Source organism: Nonomuraea sp. ZG12, assembly GCF_052068115.1.
Lineage (GTDB): Bacteria > Actinomycetota > Actinomycetes > Streptosporangiales > Streptosporangiaceae > Nonomuraea.
Window position 1 is genome coordinate 376636 of sequence record NZ_JBQHCW010000001.1, and the last position, 18311, is coordinate 394946.

Here is an 18311-nt window from a genome sequence, read left to right on the forward strand (position 1 = left end):
CCCGCCGAGTTGTGGCTGGTAGCGCCTGGTACTGTGTGTCGCGACCAACGCCCTTTAAGACCCGTCCCGTGAGGCGGGAAAGGTGGTGAATCCTTCATGTCCGAATCCAGGGCCGTCCTCGAAGGCCCGGACATCCATCGGGCGCTGACCCGGATCGCGCACGAGATCCTCGAACGGACCAAGGGCGCCGACGAAGTCGTCCTCCTGGGCATCCCCACGCGTGGCGCGCCGCTGGCCCGCCGGCTCGGCGACCGCATCGAGGAGTTCGAAGGGGTCAAGATCCCCGTCGGCTCGATCGACATCACGATGTACCGCGACGACCTGAGGCTCAAGCCGGCCCGCCCGCTCGGCCGCACCGAGCTCCCGGCCGACGGCATCGACGGCAAGATCGTCGTGCTCGTCGACGACGTCCTCTACTCCGGCCGCACGGTCCGCGCCGCCCTCGACGCGCTCAACGACCTCGGCCGCCCCGTCGCCGTCCAGCTCGCCACCCTCGTCGACCGCGGTCACCGGGAGCTGCCCATCCGCGCCGACTACGTCGGCAAGAACCTGCCCACCGCCAAGAGCGAGAAGGTCAGGGTCTTCCTGCGGGAGACCGACGGGCGCGACGCCGTGATCCTCATGAAGGAGGTCGCCAAGTGAACCGGCACCTGATCTCCGCGGGCGACCTGACGAAGGACGACGCCCTGCTCATCCTCGACACCGCCGAGGAGCTGGCCAGGGTCTCGGAACGGTCCATCAAGAAGCTGCCCACGCTGCGCGGCCGCACGGTGGTCAACCTGTTCTTCGAGGACTCCACCCGCACCCGCATCAGCTTCGAGGCCGCCGCCAAGCGGCTGTCGGCCGATGTGATCAACTTCTCCGCGAAGGGCTCCAGCGTCTCCAAGGGCGAGTCGCTCAAGGACACCGCGCTGACCCTGGAGGCGATGGGCGCCGACGCCGTCGTCATCCGCCACGGCTCCTCCGGCGCGCCGCACCGGCTGGCCACCTGGGTGCACGGCAGCGTGGTCAACGCCGGCGACGGCACTCACGAGCACCCCACGCAGGCGCTGCTCGACGCCTTCTCGATGCGCCGCCGGCTGGGCGCGCTCGACGGGCGCAGGATCACCATCGTCGGCGACGTGCTGCACAGCCGGGTGGCCCGCTCCAACGTGCTGCTGCTGCACACGCTCGGCGCCGAGGTCACGCTCGTCGCGCCGCCCACGCTGCTGCCGGTCTCGGTGCACACCTGGCCGTGCGAGGTCTCCTACGACCTCGACACGGTGCTGGCCAAGTCGGACGTGGTGATGATGCTGCGGGTGCAGAAGGAGCGGATGAACGCCGCCTACTTTCCCAGCGAGCGCGAGTACTCCCGCCGCTACGGCCTGGACCGGGCCCGCTTCGCCAAGATGCCCGACGACGCCATCGTGATGCACCCCGGGCCGATGAACCGGGGCATGGAGATCGCCGCCGAGGTGGCCGACTCGCCGCGCTCGACCATCGTCGAGCAGGTCGCCAACGGGGTGACCATCCGCATGGCCGTGCTGTACCTGCTGCTCGGGGGAGAGATCGCGTGATCATTCGAAATATCCGGATTCTGGGCGGCGAACCGGCCGACATCCGCGTCCAGGACGGGATCATCGCCGAGATCGGCCCCGCGCTCCAGGGCGACGACGAGGTCGTCGACGGCGGCGGCGCCATCGCGCTGCCCGGCCTCGTCGACCTGCACACCCACCTGCGCGAGCCCGGCCGCGAGGACGCCGAGACCGTGCGGACCGGCACCCAGTCGGCCGCCCGCGGCGGCTACACCGCCGTGCACGCCATGGCCAACACCTCGCCCGTGGCCGACACCGCCGGCGTGGTCGAGCAGGTCTGGCGGCTCGGCCGCGAGTCCGCCCACTGCGACGTGCAGCCCGTCGGCGCCGTCACCGTCGGCCTGGACGGCAGGCAGCTCGCCGAGCTCGGCGCGATGGCCGACTCCGCGGCCCGGGTCCGCGTCTTCTCCGACGACGGCAAGTGCGTCTCCGACGCGGTGCTCATGCGCCGCGCCCTGGAGTACGTCAAGGCGTTCGACGGCGTCATCGCCCAGCACGCCCAGGAGCCCAGGCTCACCGAGGGCGCGCAGATGAACGAGGGCGTGATCTCCGGCAGGCTCGGCCTGACCGGCTGGCCGGCCGTCGCCGAGGAGGCGGTCATCGCCCGCGACTGCCTGCTGGCCGCGCACGTCGGCTCGCGGCTGCACGTCTGCCACGTCTCCACGGCCGGCTCGGTGGAGATCCTGCGCTGGGCCAAGTCCCACGGCTGGAACGTCACCGCCGAGGTGACCCCGCACCACCTGCTGCTCACCGACGACCTCGTCGAGGAGTCGCCGGCCGGCGCCTACAACCCCATCTACAAGGTCAACCCGCCGCTGCGCACCCGCGCCGACGTGGCCGCGCTGCGCGCCGCGCTCGCCGACGGCACCATCGACGTCGTCGCCACCGACCACGCCCCTCACCCGGTCGAGGACAAGGAGACCGAGTGGTCGGCCGCGGCCATGGGCATGATCGGCCTGGAGACAGCGCTCAGCGTGGTGCAGGAGGCCATGGTGGAGACCGGGCTGCTCGACTGGGCGGCCGTCGCCGACCGGATGTCCGCCGCGCCCGCGCGGATCGGCCGCCTGTCCGGCCACGGCCGGCCGCTCGAGGTCGGCGCGCCCGCCAACCTCACCCTGTACGACCCGGCGCCCCGCACCGAGGTGGACCCCTCCGCCTTCGCGTCCAAGAGCCGCAACACCCCCTACACCGGCATGACGCTGCCGGGCCGGGTAGTGGCGACGTTCCTGCGGGGCAGGCCCACCGTTCTTGAAGGGAAGCTGGTGTGACAAACGCGGTGCTCGTCCTGGAAGACGGACGTGTCTTCCACGGAACCCCGTACGGAGCCGAAGGCGAGACCTTCGGCGAGATGGTCTTCAACACCGGCATGACCGGCTACCAGGAGACCCTCACCGACCCCTCCTACCATCGCCAGATCGTCGCGATGACCGCCCCGCACATCGGCAACACCGGCGTGAACGACGAGGACCCCGAATCGGGCCGCGTCTGGGTCGCCGGATACGTGGTCCGCGAGCCGTCCCGGGTGGTGTCGAGCTGGCGGGCCGACCGCTCGCTCGACGACTACCTCAAGGAGCAGGGCGTCGTCGGCATCGCCATGCCCGGCACCCGCGCCCTCACCCGCCACCTGCGCGAGCGTGGCGCCATGCGGGCCGGCATCTTCAGCGCCCCGGCCGCGCCGGTGGAGGAGCTCGTCGAGCGCGTACGCCAGGCCCCCGGCATGGCGGGCGCGAACCTGGCCGCCGAGGTGGCCACCACCGAGCCGTACGTCGTCCCCGCGATCGGCGACAGGCGGTACACCGTCGCCGCCGTCGACCTCGGGATCAAGGGCATGACGCCGCACCGGATGGCCGAACGCGGCTGCGAGGTGCACGTGCTGCCCGCCACCGCCACGTTCGAGCAGATCATGGCGGTGCGGCCGGACGGCGTGTTCTTCTCCAACGGCCCCGGCGACCCGGCGACCGCGGACGTCTCCGCGCTGCGCGCCGTGCTGGAGGCCAGGGTGCCGTTCTTCGGCATCTGCTTCGGCAACCAGCTCTTCGGCCGCGCGCTCGGCCTGTCCACCTACAAGCTGCGCTACGGCCACCGCGGCGTCAACCAGCCGGTCCAGGACGTGCGCACCGGCAAGGTGGAGATCTCCGCGCACAACCACGGCTTCGCCGTCCAGGCGCCGCTCGACGGGCCGTTCGACACCCCCTTCGGGCAGGCCGAGGTCAGCCACGTCAATCTCAACGACCGGTGCGTCGAAGGCCTGCGCCTGCTCGACGGGCGCGCCTTCAGCGTCCAGTACCACCCCGAGGCGGCCGCGGGCCCGCATGACGCCGCCTACCTGTTCGACGAGTTCTGTGAGGTCATGACCCGTGCCCAAGCGTGAGGACATCAGGTCCGTGCTGGTGATCGGCTCCGGGCCGATCGTGATCGGGCAGGCGTGCGAGTTCGACTACTCCGGCACCCAGGCCTGCCGCGTGCTGCGGGACGAGGGGTTCCGCGTGATCCTCGTCAACAGCAACCCGGCGACGATCATGACCGACCCCGAGTTCGCCGACGCCACCTACGTCGAGCCCATCACCCCCGAGTTCGTCGAGAAGATCATCGCCAAGGAGCGGCCCGACGCGCTGCTGCCGACGCTCGGCGGCCAGACCGCGCTCAACACCGCGGTCGCGCTGCACGAGGCCGGCGTGCTCGAGACGTACGACGTGGAGCTCATCGGCGCCGACTTCGACGCCATCCAGGCGGGCGAGAACCGCGAGCTGTTCAAGGGGATCGTCGCCAAGGTCGCCCGCGAGCACGGCCTGAACGCCGAGTCGGCCCGTTCGGTCGTCTGCCACACCATGGACGAGTGCCTGGCCGCCGTCCCCGAGCTGGGCTACCCGCTGGTGGTCCGGCCGTCGTTCACCATGGGCGGCGTCGGCTCCGGGCTCGCCTACGACGAGTCCGACCTGCGGCGCATCGCCGGCGCCGGGCTCGACGCCTCGCCGACCACCGAGGTGCTCCTGGAGGAGTCCATCCTCGGCTGGAAGGAGTACGAGCTCGAGGTCATGCGCGACAGGCGCGACAACGTGGTCATCGTCTGCTCCATCGAGAACATCGACCCGATGGGCGTGCACACCGGCGACAGCGTCACCGTCGCCCCGGCGCTGACCCTGACCGACCGCGAGTACCAGAACATGCGCGACGTCGCCATCGCGGTCATCCGCGAGGTCGGCGTCGACACCGGCGGCTGCAACATCCAGTTCGCGGTGGAGCCGCGCACCGGCCGCATGATCGTCATCGAGATGAACCCGCGGGTGTCCCGCTCGTCGGCGCTGGCGTCGAAGGCCACCGGCTTCCCGATCGCCAAGATCGCCGCCAAGCTGGCCATCGGCTACACCCTCGACGAGATCCCCAACGACATCACCCGCGAGACCCCGGCCTCCTTCGAGCCGACCCTCGACTACATCGTGGTCAAGGTGCCGCGTTTCGCCTTCGAGAAGTTCAAGGGCGCCGACCCCACCCTCACCACGCACATGAAGTCCGTGGGCGAGGCCATGGCCATCGGCCGCTCCTTCGCCGAGGCGCTGCAGAAGGCGCTGCGGTCGCTGGAGAAGAAGGGCTCGTCGTTCACCTGGGCGGGCGAGCTCGCCGGCAAGGCCGAGCTGCTGGCCGCGTGCCGTACCCCTCATGACGGCCGGCTGGTCACCATGCAGCAGGCCATCAGGGCGGGCGCCACCGCCGAGGAGCTGTACGACGCCACCAGCGTCGACCCGTGGTTCCTCGACCAGCTCTTCCTGCTGCACGAGGAGGCGCAGGCGCTGGCCGACGCGCCGGAGCTGACCCCCGAGGTGCTCCAGCGGGTCAAGCGGCACGGCTTCAGCGACGTGCAGATCGGCGAGATCCGCGGCATCGACGAGGCCCGGGTGCGCGACCTGCGCCACGCCCTCGGCCTGCGGCCCGTCTACAACACCGTGGACACCTGCGCCGCCGAGTTCGCCGCCAAGACCCCCTACCTCTACTCGGCCTACGACGAGGAGAGCGAGGTCCCGTACGGCACGAGGCAGAAGGTCATCATCCTCGGCTCCGGGCCCAACCGCATCGGGCAGGGGATCGAGTTCGACTACGCGTGCGTGCACGCCTCCTTCGAGCTGTCCAGGGCCGGCTACGAGACCGTCATGGTCAACTGCAACCCGGAGACCGTCTCGACCGACTACGACACCTCCGACCGGCTCTACTTCGAGCCGCTCACGCTGGAGGACGTCCTGGAGGTCGTGCACGCCGAGCAGGAGACCGGCCCGGTCGCGGGCGTCATCGTGCAGCTCGGCGGGCAGACGCCGCTCGGGCTCGCGCAGGCGCTGAAGGACGCGGGGGTGCCCGTCGTCGGCACCTCGCCCGAGTCCATCCACCTGGCGGAGGAGCGGGGCGCGTTCGGCCAGGTGCTGGCCGAGGCCTGCCTGCCCGCGCCCAAGCACGGCACCGCCACCACGGTCGCCGAGGCGCTGACCGTGGCCGAGGACGTCGGCTACCCGGTGCTCGTGCGCCCGTCCTACGTGCTGGGCGGGGCCGGCATGGCCATCGTCTACGACGAGGAGACCCTCGCCACCTACATGGCGGCCGAGGAGGGCGGCCATCCGGTGCTCATCGACAAGTTCCTCGACGAGGCCGTCGAGATCGACGTGGACGCCCTCTACGACGGCACCGAGCTCTACCTCGGCGGCGTCATGGAGCACATCGAGGAGGCCGGCATCCACTCCGGCGACTCGGCGTGCACGCTGCCGCCCATCACGCTCGGCAGCCTCGACATCAAGCGCATCCGCGCCGCCACCGAGGCCATCGCCGACGGCGTCGGGGTGCGCGGGCTGCTGAACGTCCAGTACGCGATGTCGGCCGGCGTCCTGTACGTCCTGGAGGCCAACCCCCGGGCGAGCCGTACGGTGCCGTTCGTGTCCAAGGCGACGGCGGTGCCGCTGGCGAAGGCGGCGGCCCGGGTGATGCTCGGCGCGAGCCTCGCGGAGTTGCGCGCCGAGGGCATGCTGCCCGCCACCGGCGACGGCGGCACGCTGCCGATGGAGGCCTCGATCGCGGTCAAGGAGGCGGTGCTGCCGTTCAACCGCTTCCGCGGCGTCGACATCGTGCTGGGCCCCGAGATGCGCTCGACCGGCGAGGTCATGGGCATCGACGAGTCCTTCGGCATCGCCTTCGCCAAGTCGCAGGCCGCCGCCTACGGCCCGCTTCCGACCAAGGGACGCGCGTTCGTATCCGTGGCCAACCGGGACAAGCGTGCGATGATCTTCCCTGTGAAGGCGCTCGCCGATCTCGGATTCGAGATCCTCGCCACCGAGGGCACGGCAGAGGTGCTGCGCCGCAACGGCGTACGTGCCAAGATCGTGCGAAAGCAGAGTGAGGGGACCGGTCCCGGAGGTGAGCCCACGAGTGTGCAGTGCATTCTCGACGGCGAGATCGACCTGATCGTCAACACGCCGTTCGGCAGCCCCGGCCAGTCGGGGCCGAGGCTCGACGGCTACGACATCCGCACGGCCGCGGTCCTGCGCGGCATCCCGTGCATCACCACCGTCGCGGGGCTCGCCGCCGCCGCGGCGGGCATTCAGGCGATCGTGCGGGGCGATGTCGGCGTACGGTCCCTCCAGGAGCACGCGCAGGTACTACGGGGCTAGCTCCCCCAGGAGGTGAAGCAGACTGGCCGGCACTCCGGTGCAGGTGACGGGCACGGTGCTGACGACGCGCCGGGTCGACGCGTACCATGCGCTGACCGTGGTGGCGCCCGGCATCACCGAGCGCTACCGTCCCGGCCACTTCGTCTCCGTCGCGGTCGGGGGCGCGCGGACGTCCATGGTGACCAGGCGCGCCCTGTCCATCCACGACGTCAAGTCCGACTACGGCGGCACGGTGGAGCTCGTCTTCACCGTGCGCGGCTCCGGCACCGCCTGGCTCGCCGAGCGCCGCGCCCGCGACACGCTCGACCTGGTCGGGCCGCTCGGCCGGCCGTTCCCGCTGCCGCGCGACCCGGTCCACTGCGTGCTGGTCGGCTCGGAGTACGGCTCCGCGGTGCTGTTCCCGCTGGCCGACGCGCTGCTGGAGCGCGGCTGCCGGGTCGACTTCGTGCTCGGCGGGGCCAGTGCCGACCGGGTGTTCGGCGCGATGCGGGCCCGCCGCATGGCCGAGACCACCACCCTCACCACCGAGGACGGCTCGCTCGGCGTGCGGGGGAAGGTCACCGACGCGCTGCCGTCGGTGATCGCCGACACCCGGGCCGACGCCGTCTACGCCTGCGGCCCGATGGAGACGCTGCGCTCGGTCACGGCGGTGGCGATGGAGTTCGACATCCCGGTGCAGGTGGCGGTGGAGGAGTCGATGGCGTGCGGCATCGGGGTCTGCATGACGTGCGTGCTGCCGATCATCGGCGACGACGGCGCCACCAGGATGGTCAGGGCGTGCGCCGAGGGGCCGGTGTTCCGGGGGGAGCGGGTGCGCTTCGAGGACGTGGGAACGATCCCGTTCGACGCCCTCGGCGCGCCGGGAGGCGGTGCCCGCCATGCCAGTTGAGCGGGGGTGAGGGCCATGTCGGTTGATATGCGTACATTCCTGGCGCATGTGGAGCTGGCCAACCCCGTCACCACGGCCGCCGGATGCGCCGCCTCGGGGCGCGAGCTGGCCCAGTTCTTCGACCTCCACCGGCTGGGCGCGCTCACCACCCGGTCCATCACCATGGCGCCACGCGCCGGGCGGCCCACGCCCCGTATGGCCGAGACGCCCTCCGGCCTGCTCAACGCCGTCGGCCTGCAAGGGCCCGGCATCGACGCCTTCCTGGAGCGGGAGCTGCCCTGGCTCGCCCAGCGGGGCATCAAGACCATCGTGTCCATCGGCGGCGGCACCGTCGCCGAATACTCCGAGCTGGCCCGCCGGCTCGCCGACGCGCCCGGCGTCACCGCCCTGGAGGTGAACCTGTCCTGTCCCAACATGGAGGACCGGGGCCGGGTCTTCGCCCGCGAGGGCAGTACCGGGGCCGAGGTGATCGCCTCCGTACGCTCCATCATGCGCTACGACGTGCCCGTCGTCGCCAAGCTGGCCCCCGACGTGGCCGACATCGTCTCCGTCGCCAGAGCCTGCGTCGACGCCGGAGCGGACGCGCTGTCCATGATCAACAACCCGCTGGGCATGGCCATCGACACCGAGGCGCTGCGTCCCTCGCTGGCCGCCGTGACCGGCGGGCTGTCCGGCCCCGCCATCCTGCCGCTCGCCGTCCGCTGCGTGTGGCAGGTGCACGCCGCGCTGCCCGGCGTGCCGCTCATCGGCGTCGGCGGCGTGATGAGCGGCCAGGACGCCTTCCAGCTCATCCTGGCGGGCGCCTGCGCCGTCGGCGTCGGCACCGCGCTGTTCCACGACCCGTACGCGTGCCTGCGCATCGAGCGAGAGCTCGAAGACCTGTTGCAGGCCCGCGGCTTCCACCGCCTCGCCGACGCCGTCGGCCTGGCCCACCGCCCGCCGGGCAGCGCCCCACGGCACCTGCTCGTCGACACCGAGGAGAGCACCCCGTGACGCCCGCACCCATCGCCGTCGCCCTCGACGCCCCCGACCTGGAGACCGCCGCCAGGTGGGCCGGGCTGGTGACACCGCACGTCAGCACGGTGAAGGTGGGCCTGGAGCTCTACCTGCGCTACGGGCCCGACGTGATCGCCTCCGTCCGCGGCGCCAGCGGCGTCCAGGTCTTCCTCGACCTCAAGCTGCACGACATCCCCAACACCGTCTCCGGGGCCGCCAAGGCCGTCGCACGGCTGCGCCCCGCCATCCTGACCGTGCACGCCACCGGCGGCCCGGCGATGATCAGGGCGGCCGTACAGGCCGCGCCGCACACCAAGATCGCCGCCGTCACCGTGCTGACCTCCCTGGCGGAGGAGGACCTCGGCCGCATCGGCCTGGCCGGGCCCGCCGACGAGGCGGTCCGCCGCCTGGCCGCCATGTCCGTCGAAGCCGGCGCCACCGCGCTGGTCTGCTCTCCCCACGAGGTGTCCGCCGTCCGGGCGGAGGTGGGGACGGGCATCATGCTCATCACCCCCGGAGTGCGGCCCACCGGTGCCGCCAGCCAGGACCAGGCCCGGGTGGCCACCCCCGAGCAGGCGCTGGCCGACGGCGCCGACCTGCTGGTCATCGGACGGCCCATCACCGGCTCCCCGGACCCGGGCGCGGCCGCGGCCGCCATCGCGGCGTCACTACGCCGCACCACCCAGCCCTGACCAAGTCCCCGCCGTCCCCGTCGCCGGCGCCTGCCCGCCCGTGAGTGGGCGGCGCGCCGTACGGGCGCTTCGACCGTACGGGCCGTCGCCGCTTCGACGCGTGAGGCCGCGGGCTTACCGCGCCGGGACGCTCACGGCGTCAGCGTGCTCACGGCGAGAGCGCGTACGGCACCAGCGTGCTCACGGCGAGAGCGCGTACGGCACCAGCGTGCTTACGTCGAGAGCGCGTACGCGTCAGCGTGCTCACAGCGAGCGTGCTTGCCGCGTCAGGGCGCTCGCAACGAGCGTGCGTACGGCGTCGACGGGCTCACGGCGTGAGGGTGCTTGCTTACGGCTTCGGTGTGCTTGCGGCGTCAGCGCGCTGGCTTGCGGCGTCGGCGTTCGAGTTCTTGCGGCGGTTCGCGGGTCGAAGCCGTCGCGGTCGTCGTGGTGCTCGTGCGAGGAGCCTGGGGGGTGGTGCCGGGTTCATCTGCGGGTGGTTTCCGGGGTGTGCTGAATTCGCCCATGAGGGAGCGTATTGGGGCGTGCCGGACTCGGCCGCCGGGGTGCGGTGCGGAGGTTACGGACACAGGTCAGCCCTGCTTTCGGACATGCGGCGCGTGCCCTCACATGATCATCGTAGCGCCCTCCGGCGGTGCGACGCGCACGGCCGAGAAGTGGGAAGTGAGGGCGATTTGATCAGCTGAAAGTGATTTTACCATTACGGACAGTGATGAAGTGGACTTTGTGGCGAGAGAAACCGCTCTTGACGTTGCTTAGGGGCCGATGACCAGCTAGTTTCCCTTCCCGTCCGAGTACATCGACAGAAATTCGAGGTGACCCGGCGTGGCTCTTCCTCCCCTGACCCCTGAGCAGCGCGCCGCAGCCCTGGAGAAGGCTGCCAAGGCCCGTAAAGAGCGTGCCGAGGTCAAGAACCGGCTCAAGCATGGCGCGGTTTCTCTGGCTGAGGTGCTCAAGTCCGGGCAGACCGACGACGTCATCGGCAAGATGAAGGTGTCGGCTCTGTTGGAATCGCTCCCTGGCGTGGGCAAGGTCCGCGCCAAGCAGCTTATGGAGCGTCTTGCCATCGCCGAGTCCCGCCGCGTGCGGGGTCTCGGTGCGAACCAGAGGGCTTCCCTCGAGCGTGAGTTCGGTGGCAACGAGAGCTAATCTCGGTTCCACACGAAAACGCGGGTTCAACGGGGGGTAGGAAGTGACCGACAGGTCCCGGTCCGGCAGTGTTAGGGCCCATGAGGCAGTCGGAGTGGGCATGCGAGTCGGCGGCTTCCTCCCCTCGAGCGACAGGCGGCTGACGGTCCTCTCAGGGCCGTCAGGCGTCGGCAAGTCCACGGTCGTCGCCGAGCTCCGGCGGGCACACCCTGAGGTGTGGCTGTCGGTCTCGGTGACCACCAGAAGGCCCCGGCCCGGTGAGGTGCACGGGGTCCACTACTTCTTCGTCGACGGCGAGGAGTTCGACCGGCTCGTGGAGCGGGACGAGCTGCTCGAGTGGGCGGAGTTCGCGGGCAACCGCTACGGCACGCCCCGGCGGGCCGTGCTGGACAGGCTCGCGGTCGGCGTGCCGACGCTGCTGGAGATCGACCTCGAAGGCGCCAGGCAGGTGCGGCGCAGCATGCCGGAGGCCCTGCTGGTGTTCCTGGCCCCGCCCAGCTGGGAAGAGCTGGAGAAACGGCTGCGCGGTCGCGGGACCGAGCCGGAGGACGTCATCGCCAGGCGGCTGGCGGCCGGGCGGGTCGAGATGGCGGCCGAGCGGGAGTTCGACCTCACGCTGGTGAACACGGATGTCAAAGACGTGTGCCGCCGGCTGATAGCCTTGATGACTGACCCTCAGGGGGTCACGACATCCACCAACCGAGAGGTCTGACAATCGTGGCAGGAATTGCCCCGGTCGCTGAGGGGATCACCAACCCGCCGATCGACGCGCTGCTCGACATCGTCGACAGCAAATACTCACTGGTGATCATGGGTGCCAAGCGGGCCCGTCAGATCAACGCCTACTACTCCCAGCTCGGCGAGGGCCTGCTGGAGTACGTCGGGCCGCTGGTCGAGACGCACGCCCAGGAGAAGCCCCTGTCCATCGCACTGCGCGAGGTCTCCGAGGGCCTGCTCAACGCCGAGCCCATCGAAGGCGCGGTCTGACCTCCTCGATGAAGGTCGTCCTGGGTGTCAGCGGCGGCATCGCCGCTTACAAGGCGTGTGAGCTGTTGCGCCTGTTCACCGAGTCCGGGCATCAGGTGCGGGTCGTGCCGACCCGTGAGGCCCTGCGTTTCGTGGGCGAGCCCACCTGGGCCGCCCTGTCGGGCAACCCGGTGGCGACCGATGTGTGGGACGACGTTCACGAGGTTCCCCACGTGCGGATCGGCCAGACGGCCGACCTCGTCGTGGTGGCTCCGGCCACGGCCGACCTGCTGGCCAAGGCGGCCCACGGCCTCGCCGGAGACCTGCTCACCAACACACTGCTGACCGCGCGCTGCCCGGTGGTGTTCGCGCCCGCGATGCACACCGAGATGTGGCAGCACCCCGCCACCCGCGCCAACGTCGCGACGCTGCGCGAGCGCGGCTCCCTGGTGATCGACCCGGCCGTCGGCCGGCTCACCGGGGCCGACACGGGTCCCGGGCGGCTGCCCGATCCCGCCGAGATCTTCCGCGTCTGCCTGCGCGTGCTGCGCGACCGGCCGCTCGACCTGACCGGCCAGAAGGTCGTCGTCTCCGCCGGGGGCACCCGCGAGGCCATCGACCCGGTCCGCTTCATCGGCAACCGCTCGTCCGGCCTGCAGGGCTACGCGCTGGCCCGCACCGCCGCCGCCCGTGGCGCCGAGGTGACGCTGATCGCCGCCAACGTCGCGCTGCCCGATCCCGCCGGCGCCACCGTGGTCCGGGTCGAGTCCACGGCCGAGCTGCGCGAGGCGGTGCTCGCCGCCTCCGGCCACGCCGACGTGGTGGTCATGGCCGCCGCCGTGGCCGACTTCCGGCCCGCCGCCCGGCACGACGCCAAGATCAAGAAGACGGATGGCGAGCCTGAGCCCATCCACCTGACGAAGAATCCCGACATCCTGGCGGAGCTGGGGGAGCGGCGCAGGGCCGCCGTGCCGGGCGCGCTGCCGAAGGTGATCGTCGGGTTCGCCGCCGAGACCCACGACGTGCTCGCCAACGGCCAGGCCAAGCTCGCCCGCAAGGGATGCGACCTGCTCGTGGTCAACCAGGTCGGCGAGCACCTCGCCTTCGGCACCCCCGACAACGCCGCCACCGTGCTCGTCGCGGGCGGCGAGCCGATCGAGGTGCCGCGGGGGCCCAAGGAGGACGTGGCCGACGCCGTCTGGGACGCGGTCGCGGCCCGCCTGCGCTGAGGCGCCCGCTGTCTCCATGCCGGCGCCTTGCCAAGAGATCGCGCCGTTGTTTTCCAGGATCGTGTTGCTCCGGCTTCCAGGGGGCGCGTCGCGTCCCGTGTCAGTAGGTTTCCATACGGCGTGTTGCTTCCCGTGCCGGTGGGGTTCCGTTGGTGGCGGCGCTTCCTGTGCCGGTGGCTTGCGGGGTGTTTCTCCTGATGTCAGCGCCTGGCCGGTGCGTCGCGCCGTTTCTCACTCCGGGTCTTCTGGGTGAGGGCGCGGATCTCCGAGGACGTCTCGCCGCCCGTGGTGACCCTGCGCCGTGTGCCTCGGTCACGCGGGTGTCGCACGGGACATGCCGTCGTTTGCCTGCCGGCTGGGCTCGGGTTCGCGCTCGATCCGTTGTGGCCGTACGCCTGAGTTGTTTGTGGCTTATGTCCGACCTGTTGTGCCCGGACGCCTGGAGTGCCGGGGTGGCATGCGGGCGGTTCGTCGGGGGGCGTACAGGAGGCTAACCAGGCAGGTGGATTACCGGATCAGCTGTTGCGGCATATCCCTACCCCTACGGATACTTAAGGGCAAAGGGGGCGGGATGCCAGTGAACGCTGCTGTCAGGGACCGTTGCAGGACCGTACTCGGCCATCAGGGGGCGATCCGGTACGTCTTTCCCGCGCTGTCCATCGGGCCGCCGGGGGCGGCCAACTTCCTGATCGTGGTCACGGACACGGCGATCTCGGTGCTCGCCACCAGGATGCTCAGGAGCGACCGGCCGGTGTCGGTGTACGCGAGCTTCCCGCGGCAGACCAGGCTCGGGCCCATCCTGCAGGCCCCCGGGCCGGTCATCGAGCTGGGGAGCATGGTGTTCGAGTTCGACGACGAGTACGCGGCCGTGGTGGCCGCGGCCGACGCGGAGGTGTTCGCGCCGGAGACGCTGCCTCCCGATCCGCTGCCTCACCTGTGACGAGTGTCGAATCGCGGACGGTTTCGCGCCCTGGCACCTGGTAGGGCTAGACTTCGGCGAGGCTCTGGCGTGTCTACTCGCCCCGAGCCTTAAATCCGTCAGCAGCCGCTGCATGAGGAGCCACTGAGTTGTCACGTCGCCTGTTCACCTCCGAGTCGGTCACCGAAGGCCACCCGGACAAGATCGCCGACCAGATCAGTGACGCGATTCTCGACGCCATGCTCAAGGACGACCCCACGAGCCGGGTCGCCGTCGAGACGATGATCACTACCGGCCAGGTCCACGTCGCAGGCGAGGTCACGACCGAGACCTACGTCGACCTTCCCGGCGTCATCCGGGAGAAGATCCTGGAGATCGGCTACGACGCCTCCCACAAGGGCTTCGACGGCGCCTCGTGTGGCGTGTCGGTGTCCATCGGGGCGCAGTCGCCGGACATCGCCCAGGGGGTCGACGACGCCTACGAGCACCGGGTCGGCGGCGATGTCGACGAGCTCGACCGCCAGGGCGCGGGCGACCAGGGCCTGATGTTCGGCTACGCCTGCCGCGAGACGCCCGAGCTGATGCCGCTGCCGATCATGCTCGCGCACCGGCTGGCCCAGCGCCTGTCCGAGGTCCGCAAGTCCGGCACCGTCCCCTACCTGCGGCCCGACGGCAAGACCCAGGTCACCATCGAGTACGACGGTGACCGCCCGGTGCGCCTCGACACCGTGGTCGTCTCCACGCAGCACGCCGCGGAGATCGACCTCAAGGAGATGCTGACGCCCGACATCAAGGAGCACGTGGTCGACCCCGTGCTCGCGGGTCTCGACATCGAGACCGAGGGCTACCGCCTGCTGGTCAACCCGACCGGCCGCTTCGAGATCGGCGGCCCGATGGGCGACGCCGGCCTCACCGGCCGCAAGATCATCATCGACACCTACGGCGGCATGGCCCGCCACGGTGGCGGCGCCTTCTCCGGCAAGGACCCGTCCAAGGTCGACCGCTCGGCGGCCTACGCGATGCGCTGGGTGGCCAAGAACGTCGTGGCCGCCGGTCTCGCCGACCGCTGCGAGGTCCAGGTCGCCTACGCCATCGGCAAGGCGCAGCCCGTCGGCCTGTTCGTCGAGTGCTTCGGCACCGAGAAGGTGACGGTGGAGAAGATCCAGGCCGCCGTCCTCCAGGTCTTCGACCTGCGCCCGGCCGCGATCATCCGCGACCTCGACCTGCTGCGGCCCATCTACTCCGAGACGGCCGCCTACGGCCACTTCGGTCGCGAGGGCTTCTCCTGGGAGTCCACGGACCGCGCCGAGACCCTCAGGTCCGCCGCCGGTCTGTAACGTTGAACTGACGGATGCCGCATCCCCGGCGTGGGGTGCGGCATTCAGTCGTGCACCGGGTCCCTGGCGTGGGGTGCGGGATTCGAGCGTGCGCCCGGGTTTCCGGCGCTCTCACAGGCCCGGAGCGGGGCTGGGGCCGTGACTCGGTTGCTCGGGTCCGTTGGCCTTGATGTGCTGATCAGGGCCGTAGGCGGGGGGTGGCGTTCTTCGTCCGCGGTGTCCTGCTCACGCCTCTGGTTTTGACCGCACCGATGGCGGCGTCACGGTGTGCGGGCGTGGGTGGTGCGGGGGCGGTGGGTGGGGGAGTCCTGGCAGGCAGGGCGGGCGTTTCCGGCTTCCGGGTCTGGTAGACGTAATGCGTGACCCACTCCGACGACGCACTCCTGCCGCTCGACGCGGTGCGGCCCCCGATGTCGTCGAAGAACACCAAGGGGGCCGTGGTCCCGGCCGCCGAGTTGCCGGTGGCCAGGGTGGCGGTGGACAACCCGCTGCCTCACCTCGACCGGCCCTTCGACTACCTCGTGCCCGCCTCGATGCAGGACAGCGCCTGGCCGGGGGTCAGGGTGCGGGTGCGGTTCGCGGGCAAGCTGGTCGACGGGTTCGTGCTGGAGCGGGTGGAGCACAGCGATCACACCGGCAAGCTGACCCCGCTCGAACGGGTCGTGTCACCCGAGCGGGTGCTCACCCCCGAGGTCGCCGAGCTGGCCAGGGCGGTGGCGGACCGCTACGCGGGCACCCTCGCCGACGTGCTGCGCCTGGCCGTCCCGCCACGTCATGCCAGGACCGAGTCGGCCGTCCGCCCCACGGCCGACGCCGACTCCCCGCCGGTGCCGCAGTCCTCGCCGGAGGCGGACCGCCAGGGAGTCCCCGATTCAGGGCGGCGGACCGTACAGGGCGTTGAGGATCCACGGCGGCCGGCCGTCACGAGCGTCGATGAGGACCCGGCACAGTCCGCCACGCCGAAGGACGCGGCGCGCGACCCGGGCGGCCTCGGGCGGGAGGGTGAGGTCGAGAGGGTGGCGGAAGGCGCCGTCACGCCCTTGGGCGGTGAGGGGGCGCATGATCCTGGGCGGGAAGGTGTGTCCGGGGAGGTGGCGGGAAGCGCTGCCGTGCCGTTGAGCGGGGACGATGCGGCCTGGGCGGACTATCCGATGGGGCCTTCGTTTCTGGACGCGCTGCGCAATGGCAGGACGCCTCGGGCGGTGTGGTCGGCGCTGCCCGGTGGCCAGGGGTGGGCGGTGGCGCTCGCGGCGGCGGTGCGGGCGACGCTGGACGGCGGCAGGGGGGCGCTCGTCGTCGTGCCCGACGGGAAGGACGTGGCGCTGCTCGACGCGGAGCTGAGCCGGGTGCTGGGGAGCGGCAGGCATGTCGCGCTGACCGCGAACCTCGGTCCGGCCGAGCGCTACCGGCGGTGGCTGAGCGTCCTGAGAGGTCAGGTGCGGGCCGTCGCCGGCACGCGGGCGGCGATGTTCGCACCGGTGGCGGAACTCGGGCTGGTGGCCATCTGGGACGACGGGGACGACCTCCATGCCGAACGGCTGGCCCCCTACCCGCACGCTCGCGAGGTGCTCGGCATCAGGGCGCATCGGTCGGGTGCGGCCATGCTGATCGGCGGGTACGCGCGGACCGCGGAGGCCACCCAGCTCATCGCCTCCCGCTGGGCCAGGCCCATCGTGGCGGCCCGGCAGACGATCAGGAGCCGCGCGCCGCGTGTACGGCCCGCCGGCGAGGACGCGGAGCTGGCCAAGGACCAGGCGGCGCGTGCGGCGAGGCTGCCCAGCCTGGCGTGGCGGGCGCTGCGCCAGGGGCTGGACGAGGGCCCGGTGCTGGTCCAGGTGCCCAGGCGGGGCTACCTGCCCGCCCTGGCGTGCCAGCACTGCCGTACCCCCGCCCGCTGCGCGCAGCCCCCCACCCGCACGAGCCCCGGCACGCCGGACGCGACACCCGATCGGGAGGGTGAGCTGGCCTTCGGCCTGGGCGGCGCGAGCGAGATCTCCTACGGTGCGAGCGGGGTGTCCCATGGTGCGGGGGGTCCGGCCTACGGCGGGGCGTCCAGCGGGGCGGACGACGCGCCCGACCAGGCCGGGCGTCAGCGGCCGGCCGATGACGTCCCTCATCGGCCGGAGCTGCTGTGTCACGGCCCGCTGGCGCTCCGGGGCGGGCACGCCGCGCCCTACTGCCGGTGGTGCGGCCGGGTGGACGCCGCCTGGAAGTGCCGGCACTGCGGCAGCCCCCGGCTGCGGGCCGTGGTGGTGGGCGCCCGCCGTACCGCCGAGGAGCTCGGCCGGGCCTTCCCCTCCGTGCAGGTGCGCACGTCGGGGCGGGACGGGGTGCTGGCCACGGTGCCCGCCGGCAGGTCGCTCGTGGTCGCCACGCCGGGGGCCGAGCCCGTGGTCGAAGGCGGGTACGCGGCGGCGGTGCTGCTCGACGGCTGGGCGCTGCTCGGGCGGGCCGACCTCAGGTCCGGCGAGGAGGCGGTGCGCCGCTGGATGAACGCCGCCGCCCTGCTCAGGCCGGGAGGGGAGCTGGTGGTGCTCGCCGATGCCGGGTTGCCGGCCGTACAGGCTCTGCTGCGGTGGGATCCCGTCACGCACGCCGAGCGTGAGCTGGCCGATCGGGCGGAGCTGGGGTTCCCGCCCGCGGTGCGGATGGCCACGCTGACCGGGTCGGCGGCGGCGGTGCGGCAGATGCTGGGGGAGACGCGGTTGCCGGCGGAGGCGCAGGTTCTCGGGCCGGTGCCGGTGGACGACTCGGGGCAGGAGCGGGCCATGATCCGGACTCCGCGAGGAGGAGGGGCGGCGCTGGCGGCCGCGCTCAAGGGGGCCAGTGGGGTGCGTGCGGCCAGAAAGTCGCCTGATGTCGTCAAGGTATGTGTCGACCCGCTCGACCTGATTTAGACCTTATCCCCGATTCGC

At 71.6% G+C, this 18311-nt stretch carries 15 protein-coding genes; all 15 read left to right on the forward strand.

Going from position 1 to position 18311, the window contains the following annotated elements; translation table 11 throughout:
• The first annotated feature begins 96 nt into the window (after nucleotides 1–96).
• The 15 genes from pyrR to ACTMTF_RS01795 all read left to right on the forward strand — a co-directional run bounded on the left by pyrR (nucleotide 97) and on the right by ACTMTF_RS01795 (nucleotide 18293).
• Nucleotides 97–642: a bifunctional pyr operon transcriptional regulator/uracil phosphoribosyltransferase PyrR gene (gene pyrR, locus ACTMTF_RS01725; RefSeq protein ID WP_397000987.1), complete on the forward strand. Its 546-nt coding sequence runs from the start codon at nucleotides 97–99 to the stop codon at nucleotides 640–642.
• On the forward strand, nucleotides 639–1556 hold the full coding sequence (locus tag ACTMTF_RS01730; RefSeq protein ID WP_397000985.1) for an aspartate carbamoyltransferase catalytic subunit: 918 nt from the start codon (nucleotides 639–641) through the stop codon (nucleotides 1554–1556). The genes pyrR and ACTMTF_RS01730 overlap by 4 nt, the downstream gene beginning before the upstream one ends.
• Nucleotides 1553–2842: a dihydroorotase gene (locus tag ACTMTF_RS01735; RefSeq protein WP_441108904.1), complete on the forward strand. Its 1290-nt coding sequence runs from the start codon at nucleotides 1553–1555 to the stop codon at nucleotides 2840–2842. The genes ACTMTF_RS01730 and ACTMTF_RS01735 overlap by 4 nt, the downstream gene beginning before the upstream one ends.
• Nucleotides 2839–3945, forward strand: coding sequence for a glutamine-hydrolyzing carbamoyl-phosphate synthase small subunit (gene carA, locus ACTMTF_RS01740; RefSeq protein WP_441108905.1), 1107 nt, complete (start codon nucleotides 2839–2841; stop codon nucleotides 3943–3945). Before ACTMTF_RS01735 ends, carA begins: the two co-directional genes overlap by 4 nt.
• Nucleotides 3932–7219: a carbamoyl-phosphate synthase large subunit gene (gene carB, locus ACTMTF_RS01745; protein ID WP_441108906.1), complete on the forward strand. Its 3288-nt coding sequence runs from the start codon at nucleotides 3932–3934 to the stop codon at nucleotides 7217–7219. Before carA ends, carB begins: the two co-directional genes overlap by 14 nt.
• 22 nt (nucleotides 7220–7241) lie before the next feature.
• Nucleotides 7242–8108 (forward strand): dihydroorotate dehydrogenase electron transfer subunit, encoded by an 867-nt coding sequence (locus tag ACTMTF_RS01750; RefSeq protein WP_397001550.1) that lies wholly within the window; start codon nucleotides 7242–7244, stop codon nucleotides 8106–8108.
• A gap of 15 nt (nucleotides 8109–8123) precedes the next feature.
• The gene (locus ACTMTF_RS01755) at nucleotides 8124–9101 is read left to right on the forward strand and encodes a dihydroorotate dehydrogenase (RefSeq protein ID WP_397000977.1); all 978 of its coding nucleotides are present in this window, start codon (nucleotides 8124–8126) and stop codon (nucleotides 9099–9101) included.
• Entirely contained in the window at nucleotides 9098–9796 is a 699-nt protein-coding gene (pyrF, locus tag ACTMTF_RS01760; protein WP_397000975.1) for an orotidine-5'-phosphate decarboxylase, read from the forward strand. The genes ACTMTF_RS01755 and pyrF overlap by 4 nt, the downstream gene beginning before the upstream one ends.
• A gap of 825 nt (nucleotides 9797–10621) precedes the next feature.
• A complete protein-coding gene (gene mihF / locus ACTMTF_RS01765) occupies nucleotides 10622–10945 on the forward strand; it encodes an integration host factor, actinobacterial type (RefSeq protein ID WP_397000973.1) in 324 nt (107 codons plus the stop codon).
• Nucleotides 10946–11045: 100 nt separating this feature from the next.
• Nucleotides 11046–11657: a guanylate kinase gene (gmk, locus tag ACTMTF_RS01770; RefSeq protein ID WP_441108907.1), complete on the forward strand. Its 612-nt coding sequence runs from the start codon at nucleotides 11046–11048 to the stop codon at nucleotides 11655–11657.
• A 5-nt stretch (nucleotides 11658–11662) separates the two neighbouring features.
• Nucleotides 11663–11932, forward strand: a complete 270-nt coding sequence (gene rpoZ / locus ACTMTF_RS01775) for a DNA-directed RNA polymerase subunit omega (RefSeq protein ID WP_101783051.1) — start codon at nucleotides 11663–11665, stop codon at nucleotides 11930–11932.
• 8 nt (nucleotides 11933–11940) lie between these two features.
• Nucleotides 11941–13140, forward strand: coding sequence for a bifunctional phosphopantothenoylcysteine decarboxylase/phosphopantothenate--cysteine ligase CoaBC (coaBC, locus tag ACTMTF_RS01780; RefSeq protein WP_397000969.1), 1200 nt, complete (start codon nucleotides 11941–11943; stop codon nucleotides 13138–13140).
• A 571-nt stretch (nucleotides 13141–13711) separates the two neighbouring features.
• The gene (locus ACTMTF_RS01785; protein WP_441108908.1) at nucleotides 13712–14080 is read left to right on the forward strand and encodes a hypothetical protein; all 369 of its coding nucleotides are present in this window, start codon (nucleotides 13712–13714) and stop codon (nucleotides 14078–14080) included.
• Nucleotides 14081–14208: 128 nt separating this feature from the next.
• Nucleotides 14209–15396, forward strand: coding sequence for a methionine adenosyltransferase (gene metK, locus ACTMTF_RS01790; protein ID WP_397000965.1), 1188 nt, complete (start codon nucleotides 14209–14211; stop codon nucleotides 15394–15396).
• Nucleotides 15397–15755: 359 nt separating this feature from the next.
• The gene (locus ACTMTF_RS01795; RefSeq protein WP_441108909.1) at nucleotides 15756–18293 is read left to right on the forward strand and encodes a primosomal protein N'; all 2538 of its coding nucleotides are present in this window, start codon (nucleotides 15756–15758) and stop codon (nucleotides 18291–18293) included.
• The last annotated feature ends 18 nt before the right edge of the window (nucleotides 18294–18311 follow it).

Bases quoted from the DNA above. Each gene is read 5' to 3' on its own strand.
- pyrR (WP_397000987.1), top strand. From the start codon at position 97: ATGTCCGAATCCAGGGCCGTCCTCGAAGGCCCGGACATCCATCGGGCG.
- ACTMTF_RS01755 (WP_397000977.1), top strand. From the start codon at position 8,124: ATGTCGGTTGATATGCGTACATTCCTGGCGCATGTGGAGCTGGCCAAC.
- gmk (WP_441108907.1), top strand. From the start codon at position 11,046: ATGCGAGTCGGCGGCTTCCTCCCCTCGAGCGACAGGCGGCTGACGGTC.
- coaBC (WP_397000969.1), top strand. From the start codon at position 11,941: ATGAAGGTCGTCCTGGGTGTCAGCGGCGGCATCGCCGCTTACAAGGCG.
- ACTMTF_RS01785 (WP_441108908.1), top strand. From the start codon at position 13,712: ATGCCAGTGAACGCTGCTGTCAGGGACCGTTGCAGGACCGTACTCGGC.